General features: G+C 72.7%; 12 protein-coding genes. 8 read left to right on the top strand and 4 right to left on the bottom strand.

Features of this window, described 5'->3' with window-relative positions; translation table 11 throughout:
* Positions 1-28: 28 nt before the first annotated feature.
* Entirely contained in the window at positions 29-820 is a 792-nt protein-coding gene (locus DEI89_RS05045; protein WP_110902947.1) for an alpha/beta fold hydrolase, read from the top strand.
* A 22-nt stretch (positions 821-842) separates the two neighbouring features.
* Here DEI89_RS05045 and DEI89_RS05040 read toward each other — a convergent pair whose 3' ends face one another.
* On the bottom strand, positions 843-1,283 hold the full coding sequence (locus DEI89_RS05040) for an NUDIX hydrolase (protein WP_110902946.1): 441 nt from the start codon (positions 1,281-1,283) through the stop codon (positions 843-845).
* Positions 1,284-1,517: 234 nt separating this feature from the next.
* Here DEI89_RS05040 and DEI89_RS05035 point away from each other — a divergent pair, with 234 nt between their 5' ends.
* The 3 genes from DEI89_RS05035 to DEI89_RS05025 all read left to right on the top strand — a co-directional run bounded on the left by DEI89_RS05035 (position 1,518) and on the right by DEI89_RS05025 (position 5,091).
* Complete coding sequence (locus tag DEI89_RS05035) at positions 1,518-2,288, top strand: ABC transporter ATP-binding protein (protein ID WP_258366226.1); 771 nt, start codon at positions 1,518-1,520, stop codon at positions 2,286-2,288.
* Between the two features lie 3 nt (positions 2,289-2,291).
* Positions 2,292-4,154, top strand: a complete 1,863-nt coding sequence (locus DEI89_RS05030; protein WP_110902945.1) for an ABC transporter permease — start codon at positions 2,292-2,294, stop codon at positions 4,152-4,154.
* A 94-nt stretch (positions 4,155-4,248) separates the two neighbouring features.
* Positions 4,249-5,091, top strand: coding sequence for an SDR family NAD(P)-dependent oxidoreductase (locus tag DEI89_RS05025; protein ID WP_110902944.1), 843 nt, complete (start codon positions 4,249-4,251; stop codon positions 5,089-5,091).
* 102 nt (positions 5,092-5,193) lie between these two features.
* Here the strand turns inward: DEI89_RS05025 and DEI89_RS05020 are convergent, their stop codons facing one another.
* From DEI89_RS05020 to DEI89_RS05005, 3 genes are all read right to left on the bottom strand, one after another.
* On the bottom strand, positions 5,194-6,030 hold the full coding sequence (locus tag DEI89_RS05020; protein WP_110902943.1) for an alpha/beta fold hydrolase: 837 nt from the start codon (positions 6,028-6,030) through the stop codon (positions 5,194-5,196).
* Positions 6,031-6,566: 536 nt separating this feature from the next.
* Entirely contained in the window at positions 6,567-7,154 is a 588-nt protein-coding gene (locus DEI89_RS05010; RefSeq protein ID WP_146236682.1) for a TetR/AcrR family transcriptional regulator, read from the bottom strand.
* A 68-nt stretch (positions 7,155-7,222) separates the two neighbouring features.
* Entirely contained in the window at positions 7,223-8,542 is a 1,320-nt protein-coding gene (locus tag DEI89_RS05005; RefSeq protein ID WP_110902941.1) for a carboxylesterase family protein, read from the bottom strand.
* A 155-nt stretch (positions 8,543-8,697) separates the two neighbouring features.
* Here DEI89_RS05005 and DEI89_RS05000 point away from each other — a divergent pair, with 155 nt between their 5' ends.
* From DEI89_RS05000 to DEI89_RS04985, 4 genes are all read left to right on the top strand, one after another.
* Complete coding sequence (locus DEI89_RS05000; protein WP_181421502.1) at positions 8,698-9,498, top strand: sugar phosphate isomerase/epimerase; 801 nt, start codon at positions 8,698-8,700, stop codon at positions 9,496-9,498.
* Complete coding sequence (locus tag DEI89_RS04995) at positions 9,495-10,604, top strand: Gfo/Idh/MocA family protein (RefSeq protein WP_110902939.1); 1,110 nt, start codon at positions 9,495-9,497, stop codon at positions 10,602-10,604. The genes DEI89_RS05000 and DEI89_RS04995 overlap by 4 nt, the downstream gene beginning before the upstream one ends.
* Positions 10,605-10,688: 84 nt before the next feature.
* A complete protein-coding gene (locus DEI89_RS04990; RefSeq protein ID WP_110902938.1) occupies positions 10,689-11,378 on the top strand; it encodes a hypothetical protein in 690 nt (229 codons plus the stop codon).
* Positions 11,379-11,488: 110 nt separating this feature from the next.
* Positions 11,489-12,673 (top strand): phosphotransferase, encoded by a 1,185-nt coding sequence (locus tag DEI89_RS04985; RefSeq protein WP_110902937.1) that lies wholly within the window; start codon positions 11,489-11,491, stop codon positions 12,671-12,673.
* The last annotated feature ends 11 nt before the right edge of the window (positions 12,674-12,684 follow it).

Raw genomic sequence — 12,684 nt, 5'->3', positions numbered from 1 at the left:
TCAGCATGTTGATTCAGGAGCCACGACCATGCCGAACACCCTCCCCGACGACCTGCCCGTCCTCCGCGCGGGCGACCCCACCGCACCGACCGCCCTCGTGCTGCACGGGGGCGGTGGACCCCGGACGGTCGCCCCGATCGTCGGACACCTCGCTGCCTCCCGGTCCGTCCACGCCCCGACCCACCCGGGCTGGGACGGCACCGACCGACCGGAGTCGATCACGACGATCGCCGACCTGGCCTCGGCGTACCTGACCCGGCTCCGCGACCACGGCGAGCGCGACGTGCTCGTCGTCGGGTCGTCGATCGGCGGGTGGATCGCTCTCGAGATGGCCGTGCAGGCCGCGGCGGACGAGCGCTCCGCCGGCGTGCTCGGCAGCGTGGTCGTCATCGACACCGTCGGGGTCGTCGTCGAGGGCGAACCGATCGCGGACTTCTTCGCGCTCGACGCCCGCGGACTCGCCGAGGTCGCCTGGCACGACCCCGAGCGCGGGTACCAGGACCCGGCACTCGTGACCGAGGAGCAGCGCGCCGTCCTGCGGTCGAACGGGCAGACCATGGCGGTCCTCGCCGGTCGGGGGATGAGCGACCCGACCCTGCTGGAGCGCCTGGCGTCCGTGGAGGTGCCGACCCTCGTCGTCTCGGGCGCGAGCGACCGCGTCGTCACCGTCGGCCACGGACGCGCCGTCGCCGCAGCCGTCCCCGGTGCCGCGTTCGCCGAGGTCCCCGCGGCCGGACACCTGCCACACCTCGAAGCACCCGAGGCCACCTGGGCCGTGCTCGACCCGTTCGTCGCGCAGCACCGACCGGGTCAGCACTGACGGGGCGGCCGGCAGGCGCGGCTCACCCCGCCGTGACGCCCGCCCACCGCAGTGCCTGCGCCACGAGCAGCCCGTGGCGGTGCGACCCGAGTTCGGCGATCGGCACCCACGCCGCCAGGTCCGTCGTCCCCTCGGCCTCGTGGCGCAGCGTTCCCCCGACGACCCGGGCTCGGTGCACCACCTGCACGGCCTTCATCGGTCGGCCGTTCCGGGTCTTCCGACGCTCGGGCGGGACGACGTGGGAACGCACCCCGAGCAGCTCCTCGACGACCACGTCGTACCCGGTCTCCTCGAGCACCTCGCGGACCGCACCCTCCTCGACGGTCTCGTCGAGCTCCACCCCGCCGCCCGGCAACGTCCAGAGCCCGGCGTCCGGCCAGCTCAACCGGGCGAGCAGCACCCGGTCCCCGTCGGTGACGACGGCGTAGGACGCCAGCCGGGTGTCGTAGTCCGTGTACTCCATGTGCCGACCATCCCAGGGACCGGGCCGATGCCGGAACGCCGCGCCGCGCCTCCCGTCCGGCCTGTCTGCCGATCTGCCGGGTCTGCCGGGTCTGCCGGGTCTGCATCCGGCGCGGCCTGCATCGAAGGACGCAACTCCGACGGTCCCACCGTTCGGCCCTGGGGCGGGCGGGTCCGGATTCCTAGCGTGGACGGTGTCGTGCGAACCCGCGCACCGCACAGCGAGGAGTCCCCCGTGTCCACAGCCCTCCACCCCGAGCCCGGAACCGCCGCCCGCCCGAGCGGCACCGCCGTGCACCTCGACCACGTCACCAAGACGTACCCCAACGGCCCGTCGACGGTCCGCGCGCTCGACGGCGTGAGCCTGGACGTCGCCGCCGGCACCTTCACCGCCGTGATGGGAGCGTCGGGCTCCGGCAAGTCCACCTTCCTCAACTGCGCCGCCGGACTCGACACCCCCACCAGCGGCCGGGTCGTCATCGGCGGCGTCGACCTCGGCACGCTCTCCCCGGACGCGGTGACCCGGTTCCGACGCGACCACGTCGGCTTCGTCTTCCAGGGCTACAACCTGGTGCCCCACCTGACCGTCGGCGAGAACGTCCGGCTGCCCCTGACCCTGGCCGGGGTCCGCGAGGACGACCACCGCGTGGCCGGACTGCTGCACGCCGTGGGGCTCGAGGGCATGGCCGACCGGCTGCCGGGCGAGCTCTCCGGCGGCCAGGCACAGCGCGTCGCGATCGCCCGTGCGCTCGTCGCCGGGCCGGACGTGGTGTTCGCCGACGAGCCCACCGGGGCATTGGACACCGCGACCGCGGACCGGATCCTGCAGCTGTTGCAGCACGCGGTGCGGTCCCTCGGGCAGACCCTGGTGCTCGTCACCCACGACCCCCGCGCTGCCACCTACGCCGACCGGGTCGTGTTCCTGGCGGACGGCCGGGTGCGCGACGAGCTGGTCGCCCCGACGCTCGAGTCCGTCACCGCCCGCGTCCTCGGTCTGGGGCGCTGAGCCGTGCGCGTCGCCCTGCGCTCCCTGCTCGTCGTCAACCGGGCCGCGGTGCTCGGTGCCGGGATCGTCGTGGCCCTGGCCGCCATGCTCCTCGGCATCACCACCGCCTGGCTCGAGGCCGGGGTCCGCCACCCCGAACTGCCGTTCCTGTCCAGCGTCGCCGGCTCGTTCGCGGGCACGCTGCTCCTCATCACCGTGTTCATGGTGGCCAACGTCTTCGCCGGGGTCCTCCGCGAGCGCCGCCGCGAGTTCGCGCTGCTCCGCGCGGTCGGCGCCACCGCCGCGCAGATCCGCGGAACGGTCCGGACCGAGGTGCTGCTGTTGCTCGCGCTCGTCGCTCCGCTCGGCGCGGTGGTCGGCACGTTCGCTGCCGCCTCGGTCACACCGCTGCTGCGGGCGAGCGACATCGTCCCGGCGGGCTTCACCCTGACGGCGAGCGTCGTGCCGCTGCTCACCACACTGGTCGTCCTCGTCCCGACGGGGCTCCTCGCAGCGGCGATGGCCGCCCGGGCCGCGACCCGTCCGAGTCCGACGGACGCCGTCCGCGCCAGCACGACCGACGTCCCGACGCTGTCCACCGGTCGCCGGATCGCCGCCGGGGTGACCGCCCTCGCCGGACTCGGCATCGCCGCCACCCCCTTCTTCACCCCGGGCCTCGTCGGCAGCGCCGCCGGTGCCACCTCGGCGATCGTGCTCGTCGTCGCCGCGGCCCTCGCCGGACCGCTCCTGGTGCAGTGGGCTGCTCGTCGTGGCCTCGCCGTCGCCCGTCGCGGAGTCGGCGGCGCGGCCAGCGTGCTCGCCCTCCTCAACGCACGCGGAGCCTCCCGGCGGCTCAGCGCGGCCGTGGTGCCTCTCGCGCTCCTCGTCGCGCTCGGCACGGTGCAGACCGGGACGGACGCCGCGGTCGACCGGGCCACTGCCGACCAGCTGGTGGCGGGCCTCCCGGCCGATCTGGTGGTGACCTCCTCAGGAGGTGTGACGGCGGACCAGCTCGAGCGGATCGCCGCCGTCCCGGGAGTCCGTGCGACCACGACGATGCGCGACCGTGCCGGATCCGTGCAGGTCGAGCAGCCCGATGAGGACCTCGGCGGCCTCGGCGGCCTGGAGTGGGAACCGACCGTCGTCCGCGGCCTGTCCGCGGACACCCGCTCGGTCGACCCCGACGTCCGGTCCGGGTCCCTCGCCGCGCTCGACGCCCCCGGCACCGTCGCGGTGAGCAACGACCTGGTCGCGCTGACGCCCACCGGCCTCGGCGACACCGTCCAGCTGCGGTCCGGGGACAGCCCGGCCACCTCGGCACGCGTCGTCGCGGCCTACGACCGGGGGCTGGCGTTCGGGGACGTGCTGGTCCGCGACCGGTCGGCCGGACCCGTCGACACGCTGCTGGTCGACGCTCGTCCGGGTGACCGTGCGGCCGTCCGGGAGGCCCTCCTCGCCCTGGACCTGCGCGTGACCACCGCCGACGGGTACGCCGCGAGCGTGCTGCGGTCCGGAGACGGCGAACGGCGGCTGTCCCTGGTGCTCGTCATCGCGTTGCTCGCCTTCGTGGCCGCCGCGGCGGGGAGCACGCTGCTCACCGCGATGCGGGGGCGTCGCGGCGAGTTCGGACTGCTGCAACGGACCGGCGCAACCCGCGCGCAACTGCTGCGGATGGCAGGGGTCGAGACGGCGTTCACGGCGGTCGCCGCCGTGGTGATCGGCACGGTGGCGGTGGTTCCGGCGCTGGTCGGGGTCGGACAGGGACTCGCCGGGGCGCCGTCCTCGGGGTTCGACGTCGGGGCGTGGGCCGGGTTCTCAGGGGCCGCAGTCGTGGTCGCGGTGCTCGGGGTCCTGCCGGGTGTGGCGCGGACCGTGCGCGGGCGGTGACGACGGGCCGCACTGGGCGGGCCGCTGAGGGGTGGAGCCAGCCCCACCCCGGTGCTAGGTTGACGACACGTCGTGTCATCAACCGGAGGTCGTCATGGAAACACAGCGCATGGAGGGCAAGACCGTCCTCGTCTCGGGTGGCTCGTCCGGTGTGGGGCTCGCCGTCGCGAAGGGGCTCGCCCGCCTGGGTGCCCGCACCGTGCTGCTCTCGCGAGACAGCGACCGCGGACGCAACGCGGTGCGGGCCGTGCAGCAGGCAGCGCCCGGTGCGGACGTCGACTCGCGCGTCGCCGACCTCACGTCCCCCGCCTCGGTGGCTCGCCTGGTGGACGACCTCCGTGACACTGCGGGCACGCTCGACGTGCTCGTGAACGCCACGGGAGCGGTCGGTGAACGCGGTGACCTGCGGCCCGGGATCCCCCGGAGCTTCGCGACCAACTACCTGACCCACCACCTCCTGACGCGGGCCGCGTTGCCACTGCTCCGCGACGCTCCGGCCGCACGCGTCCTCACGGTCGGTGTGGCGCCGGCACTCGTCCGGCGTCTCAAGGAGTTCGCGGTGGACGGCGTGGACGCGAACGCCTCCGGGGTACGGGTCCTGACGCAGGCGGTCGCGTGGAAGCTGCTCCTGTCACGGCACCTCGCGGAGACCGAGACCAGCATCAGCGCCGCGGTCTTCCACCCCGGTCTGATCAAGTCCGACCTGCTCGGTCGACAGGCGCTGCCGTTGCGGCTCGTCGGCAGCGTCACGAACCGGTTCGCCAGCTCCACCTGCCCGGTCGCGGACCACCTGGCGTCACGGACCGCAGACCTCGGTCCGGCCGGAGGGATGGTCGACGACCACGGACGGACGGTCGCCCTGCCGCCGACGATCAGCACCGCCAACGCCGATCGTTCGTGGGCGGCGAGCGAGGCCCTGGTCCATCAGCTGGACTGACCCGGACCGTCTGACGGACGGGAGGCGCGGTGCAGGTGAGCGCGTCGGCCCACCGGCACCGCGCCTCCCGTCCGGTCGGCTGCGGACGCAGCGCCCGCGGCGTCAGCTCCGGATGAACGCGAGGATGTCGGGGTTGATGACGTCCGCGTGCGTGGTCAGCATGCCGTGCGGGTACCCCTCGTAGATCTTCAGCGTCGCGTCGCTGAGGAGCTCGGCCTGCTTCAGGGCTGCGTCCTCGTACGGGACGACCTGGTCGTCGTCGCCCTGCAGGACCAGGACCGGCACGGTGATCGCCCGCAGGTCCTCGGTCTGGTCGGTCTCCGAGAACGCCTTGATGCCCTCGAGGTGGGCGAGTGCGCTGCCCGTCATGCCCTGGCGCCACCAGTTGGCGACCACCGGCTCCGACGTGGTGACGCCGGGACGGTTGAAGCCGTAGAAGGGGCCGGAGGCCACCGCCTGGAAGAACTCGGCACGGTTCGCGGCGAGTGCCGCACGGAACCCGTCGAACACCGAGATGTCGGTGCCCTCCGGGTTCGACTCCGTCTTGAGCATCAGCGGCGGCACGGCGGAGACGAGGACCGCCTTCGCGACCCGCCCCTGCGGCTGGCCGTACCGGGCGACGTAGCGAGCGACCTGGCCACCGCCGGTGGAGTGGCCGATGTGGATCGCGTCGTGCAGGTCGAGGTGCTCGACGACGGCGGACACGTCGCTGGCGTAGTGGTCCATGTCGTGGCCGGTGCCGATCTGCGACGAGCGGCCGTGACCCCTCCGGTCGCTCGCGACCACGCGGTACCCCTCCGCCAGGAAGTAGAGCATCTGCGCATCCCAGTCGTCCGAGGACAGCGGCCAGCCGTGGTGGAACACGATCGGCTGCGCGTCGGGGTCCCCCCAGTCCTTGAAGTAGATCTCTGCCCCGTCGTCGGTGGTGATGTATCCCATGTGCGTTGCCCTCCTGTGGCTGTTCGTCGGATACTCGCAGATCCACGGCCTCCCGGACAGGAGTTCACACACTCGTCACCATCACGGAACCAGGACGACGCGTCCGATGACGGACCCGGTGTCCGTCCGCGGCGGTGACGCGACGTCAGCTCCTGGAGCCGTCGTCCCACGCGATCGTCAGGGAACTGCCCGACACCCCCGGAGCGGCTGTGCCCGATCCCGTCGACGCACTGTCCGCCACGGTCACCGCGCTCGCCTGCCCGCCGTACGGGGGGGTGCGGGACGTCGTCCCAGTCCACGGTCACCCGCTCATCCGGAACGAGGTACCCGACGTCACGCCCCACGACCGCGCTGAAGTGCGCCCAGACGTCGCGCACGGCCGGGAGGCCCGAACCACCTCCGACGACCGGGTCCAGGTCGACGACTCCCCACCCCTCGTCAGCACTCCAGCTGCGCACCGTCCCGGCGGTCGTCGTGGTCATCGGGCCATCATGCGCGCCGCAGGCCGCCGAACCCAGGAGGCCGCCGCCGGCCGTTCAGACGAGCGCGACCGCACCCCACCCGGCGCGCATCCGGGCGACGGCCCGGTCCCACCCGGAGAGCAGGTCGTTGTCGTCCCGCATCAGCGACTGCACCTGCAACCCCTCGTAGAGCGCGACCAGCTGCTCCGCCGCGTGCCGGGGCGACGTCCCGCGCGGCTCGCGACCGGCGACGACGTCCCGCACGAGGGCGAGGGTGATGTCCTCGAACGCGTGGACGTACTGGGTCCGGAACCACCCGGCGGCGGGGTGTGTCGGCGCCGAGGCTGCGCTGAGCGTGGCGATCCGGATGCGCACGAGCCCGGGATCGGCCAGGCCGGACTCCAGGCGGGCGCGGAGGTACGCGGCAGCGCCGTGCTGCTCGGCGATGGGCCACAGGGCTGCCCGGTCGCCGTTGTCCCAGCGGTTCATCACGGCGACGACGAGCAGCTCCCACACCGGGTAGGCAGCCGTGACGTCATCGGCGGTGACGTCGGCGAGCGCGGCGACCTCGTCGGGCCCGACGGCGTGGAAGTCCGAGCGCCGGAAGGCCTCGATCGCGGCCTGGACGATGCGGGGACGGAGATCGGCATCGGGCGAGGGCATGAGGACGATCATCCGGTCCGGACGGCGGTCGCGCGACCGCCAGTTCGAGGGGCGCGGACGGACCGCGCTCAGCCGCGGTCGAACGTCAGCGTCTCGTCGTCGGGTGCGGTGATCCTGCCGGAGCGCGCGAACTCCGCCCAGATCGCGCGGTGCCCCGGCCCGCGGCGCTCGACGGCCGCCCAGTCCTGTTCCGGCACGAACCGGCTGCCGGCCCACGCCGCCCGGTCGCCGAGCAGCAGCGGCACGTCGCTCATGTGCACCGCGCCGGTCGGCCGGACGGTCACCCCGCGGTGCAGTCGGTAGACCACGGCCCGACCGCCCGCGGCGCGGTGTCGGGCGGCGAAGGCCCGCGCATCGTGGCCGTAGATGACCTCGCTGAGCGGGCGGACGAGCCACCAACGGAGCAGGGCTCGTCCGACCCGGGTGCGCGCGACGGCCGGCAGCCCGGGGATCATCGGCACGTAGAGGGCGGCCTCATCGGTCGCGGACCCGATGAGCACCTCGACGTGCGGGGCCGCCTCACGCCAGGCGTCCGGCAGGTCGCGTTCGGCGGGCAGCGGCGCGTGCCCGTACTGCGTGCCGAACGGCATCCCGCCGCGCAGCCCGTACGGCAGCGCCGCCCTCTCGGCCGCCACCTGCAGCGTGAGCACGTCCGGCAACGCGGTGTCCGGTGCGACGGTGCCGACCGCGCGGAGCATGGCCCGGTTCATCCGGGCCCGACGGCGCGAGAGCCCGAGCGGTGCGCTCTGGACGATGGCCCGCTGGAACAACCCGTTCGTGCCCTCGGCCACCATGAGGTGTGCGATCGCGTCACCGCCGGCCGACTGCCCGAACAGGGTGATGCGGTCCGGGGCGCCGCCGAACCCCGCGATGTTCGCGTGCACCCACCGCAGCGCCTCGACCAGGTCGAGCAGTCCGAGGTTCGCCGGGACACGTACCCCGTCGCCGAGGAACCCGAGGACGCCGAGCCGGTAGGTGACGGCCACGACGACGACCCGCTGCTCCTCGGCGAGCGCGCGGGGGTCGTGGATCGGGATGTCCCCGCCGCCGACGACGTACGACCCGCCGTGGATCCACACCATCACGGGCAGCTGTTCGTCCTCGCCGAGGTCCGCGGGCACGGTCACCGAGAGGGCCTGGCAGTCCTCGGAGACCTCGGCCTCGATCGGGTGGATGAGCTCCTCGAGGACGGGCGTCGCCGGCTGCGGCGGCACCGGCGCGGGGGTTTCGGCGACGAAGTCCGACGTGAACGGCGGGACCGGCTGCGGTCGACCGAACCGCTCGGCGCGGGCGTAGGGGATGCCGAGCGCGCGGACCACCCCGCCGTCGCGGTGGCCGACGATCCGGCCGACGGGGGTGGCGAAGGTGCGGGTCGGCGCGGCGGTCATCAGGCAACCGTACGACGGTCCGCCCGGCGCGGATCACGTCATCGGGAAACGAAAACCACACAGCGGGTGGTTTCTGCGGTAGCGTCGGATCGTCTCGCCGTGGAGCAGTGTCTCCGTCGGCCGCACACCACGTCAGGATCGAAGGAGCCTCTGCAATGCCCACCACCTCTGTGCAGCTGTACTCACTGCGCGACGCGATCGCCGAAGACCTCGACCAGGCCATCGCCCGGGTCCGGGAGATCGGCTACGAGAACGTCGAGCCCTACGCGTTCGTCGAACGTGCCGCCGACCTCGAGCGCGCCTTCGCCGCCACCGGCCTGAATGCCCCGTCCGGCCACGTCGCCGTGATCGACGCCGACGACACCGCCCCGATCTGGGACGCGGCGGAGCGCCTCGGCATCCACACCGTCATCGACCCGTTCATCCCGACCGACCGCTGGCAGACCGCCGACGACGTGAAGAAGATCGCCGAGCGCGTCAACGTGCTCACCGCCGAGGCCACCGCCCGCGGCCTGGCGTTCGGCTACCACAACCACCAGTGGGAGTTCACGAACAAGGTCGACGGCCGCACCGTCTACGACCTGTTCGTCGAGCAGCTCGCGCCGGAGACCGTCCTCGAGGTCGACACCTTCTGGGCGACCGTCGGTGGCGCCGACGCCGCCGCCGTGCTCCGCGGCCTCGGCGAGCGCGTCGTCGCGATCCACGTCAAGGACGGCAAGGTCGACGGCGACATCCGCACCGCACTGCCCTCGTCCGAGAGCGCGCTCATCGTGCCGGAGGCGCTCCAGCGCGCGTTCGAGAACCAGACCCCGGCCGGCCAGGGCGACGTCGACGTCGCGGGCATCCTCGCCGCGGCGCCGCAGGCCATCCGCGTCGTCGAGTTCGACGCGTACAAGGGCGACGTCTTCGAGGGCATCACCGAGTCCCTCACCTGGCTCGAGGACAACGACAAGTGAGCCGCTTCGGCATCGGCATCATCGGCGCGGGGAACATCTCGACGCAGTACCTCGAGAACCTGACGCAGTTCGCCGACGTCGAGGTCCGCTTCGTCGCCGACGTGCTGCTCGACCGGGCCGCCGCGCAGGCACAGCGGTACGGCGTCGCCGGTTCCGGCAGCGTCGACGAGCTCCTGGCTCGTGACGACGTCCAGATCGTGATCAACCTGACGATCCCGGCCGTGCACGCCGAGGTCGACCAGCAGATCATCGACGCCGGCAAGCACGTGTGGAGCGAGAAGCCGATCGCCACCGATCACGACTCGGCCGCGGCCGTGCTCGCGTCGGCGCAGGCGAAGGGCCTCCGGGTCGCGACCGCTCCGGACACCGTGCTCGGCGCGGGCATCCAGACGGCGCTCCGGGCCATCGCCCGCGGGGACATCGGCGAACCGCTGACCGCGACGACCCTGTTCCACGTGCCCGGACCCGAGGCGTGGCACCCGAACCCGGACTTCCTGTTCGCCACCGGTGCCGGTCCCCTGTTCGACATGGGCCCGTACTACGTCACCACGCTCGTGCACGCCTTCGGCACCGCCAGCCGTGTGCAGGCCGTCTCGTCGAAGTCGCTCGACCGTCGCACCATCGCGTCGGGTGACCGTGCCGGGGAGACCTTCCCGGTCGAGGTCCCGACGCACCACGCCGCGCTCATCGAGTTCGCCGGCGGGCAGTCCGCCCAGTCGACGTTCTCGTTCCAGCACGCGCTGCCACGCCAGGGCTTCGTGGAGATCAACGGCACGCTCGGCACGATCTCGCTGCCGGACCCGAACACGTTCGAGGGTGAGTCGACCCTCTGGCGCTTCGGCCAGGACGAGCCCGAGACCCTGCCCGCCGTCGGCTCCACCTGGGGCCGGGGCACCGGGGTCGTGGAGCTCGCGCGCGCCATCGCCGAGGACCGACCGGAGCGCGCCTCCGGTGCCCTGGCCCTGCACGTCCTGGACGTGCTGCTCGGCATCCGCGACGCGGCCGAATCGGGTTCCGCCGTCGAGATCACGTCGTCCGTCGACGCGGTCCCGCCGCTGCCGGAGGACTTCGACCCGGCCGCCGCGGTCCTGACCGCCGGCGCGTAGCCCGACAGCTCCACCACCGGAACGGCCGGCCCTCGGCGAGGGCCGGCCGTTCCGTGTTCCCCGGCGAGGGAGCAGGATGACGGCATGGGCAACGCGTTCTCGACCGGTTGGCGCATCGCCCGTTCGCGCCGATCGGAGTTCCTCGACCTGGCGCGCCTCCGACGACGGACCGTCGTGACCGGCACGGTAGCCGTCGTCTCAGGCACGATCATGGTGATCGCGTCCCTGCTCTGGGGCGCCCTCGACGGAGCGTGGCCCCTGCGCCTCCTGGCCATCGTCTGTTTCGCGGCCGCACTCGGCTGCTTCGTCGGGGTGTTCCTCCGGGTCCACCGTCGGGATCTCGACCTCCGGGGCACCGGCACCGGAGCGGGCGACTGGCGCCGCGGCGAGCGCATCGACCGGCAGTTCGCCGCGCGTCCCCCGGCGATGCTCCCGGAGGACCGCGACGAGGTCCTCGCTCGGGCCGAGCGCTCCCTCGGACCCTCCGTAGCCCTCGCGGCGCGGTTCGTCCTGCTGCCGATCACCTGGGCACTCGTCTGGGCGGGAGCGCTGCTCTCCGGCCTCGGCACGCTCGACTCCCCGCTCGTGTTGTTCTGGCCGCCGATGCTCATGCTGCTGCAGTCGGCCACCTTCATCGCGGCGGTGACGGGCATCGGGCGGTCCGACGCCGCACGCCGCCGCGCCCTCGCGCTCGAGCCGGCCCCGGTCGTCGCGGCACCGCCGCGTCGGAACGTCGACCCACGCGGTTCGAAGGTCGGTCTCCCCGGTGACTGACCCCGCGCTCCACGGACCTCTGTGTGGAGCCTGTCGACAGGGCCTGTGAGGCGGGGCAAGATCGGGCGGGGTGTCGGGCTCGGCGCTCGTCTCGTGATGCAGGGGGATCGATGACGATCGAGATGTTGTGGGAGCAGGACGATCCGACCGACGTGCTCCGGAACCGTTTCGGCTTCGCGGACGCCGAGGCGGTGGGCGATTGGGTCAGGTCGACGGTCGAGCGTCACTGGCGTGTTCGTGTCGGGCCACCGGAGCGGATGGTGATGAGCGACAGCAACGCCCTCGCGTGGGTTCGTGGAGGGGACGAACGCCTCCTGGTGAAGTGGTCGGTCGCTCCCGACCGGTTCGAGCGACTCGCGTTCACCTCAGATCTCACTGCTTGGCTCGGAGCACAGGGACTGCCCGTGTCGACGCCGGTACCGACCCTCGAAGGTGAGGTTCAGGTGACGGACGACGGCATCTCGCTGGGTCTGCAACGCGTCATCGATGGAGCACACCTCGATGTCGAGGACGCCGATCAGGTCCGTGCAGCGGGGGCGACGCTCGCTCGACTGCACGACGCGCTGCGCTCGTGTCCCTTGCACGACTCGCGACCCGGGGTGCTGTCCGCGCCGGCACGGCTCACCGACCAGATCGCGGGCTGGATCGCTTCCGAGCCGCCGTCGCTGTCTCAGACGGCCCGCGACGTACTCTGGCGGATGCTCGAACGAGCGCCTGCGGATCTCCCGCCTCTCCAGATCGTGCACGGCGACTACCGCGCCGCCAACATCCTGTGCGTCGGCACCACGGTCGTCGGCGTCCTCGATTTCGAGGAGCTCCGACTCGACCATCGAATCGTCGAGGTCGCTCGCTCCGCGGTCATGCTGGGCACGCTCTTCCGGGACTGGGGACCTGTTCCCGTGTCCGTTCGGCAGCAGTTCCTGGACGGCTACCAGACGGTCCGAGCCCTCACGGACGAGGAACTGCACTGGTGGCCGGTACTCGTGCTCTGGTACTCGCTGGCACTCGTGCCTCCTGGCGACGACCCCGCGGGGTGGGGTCGAGCGGCAATCGAGCAATTCGAGACCGCCGATGGCTCATCGGCCGGCAGTTACCGATCAACGGTGCCGGTGGTCTTCCCGCCTCGCCACCAGCGAAAATGCGACCACGAAGATGGCCCAGCAGACGACTGGCACCAGGTGACCGACCGACGGCGTACCTGCCAGATTCAGAACCGCAAAGAGCAACGCGAGTGCCCCGAAGACGATCGCGACGATGAGCCACCGGCGGATCCTGCGCCAGGACCGCTGATCTGACGGCCCCTCGG

Source organism: Curtobacterium sp. MCBD17_030 (assembly GCF_003224255.1).
GTDB lineage: Bacteria > Actinomycetota > Actinomycetes > Actinomycetales > Microbacteriaceae > Curtobacterium.
Note: the sequence above shows the minus strand (reverse complement) of the source record. Positions and strands in the feature narration are given on the sequence as shown.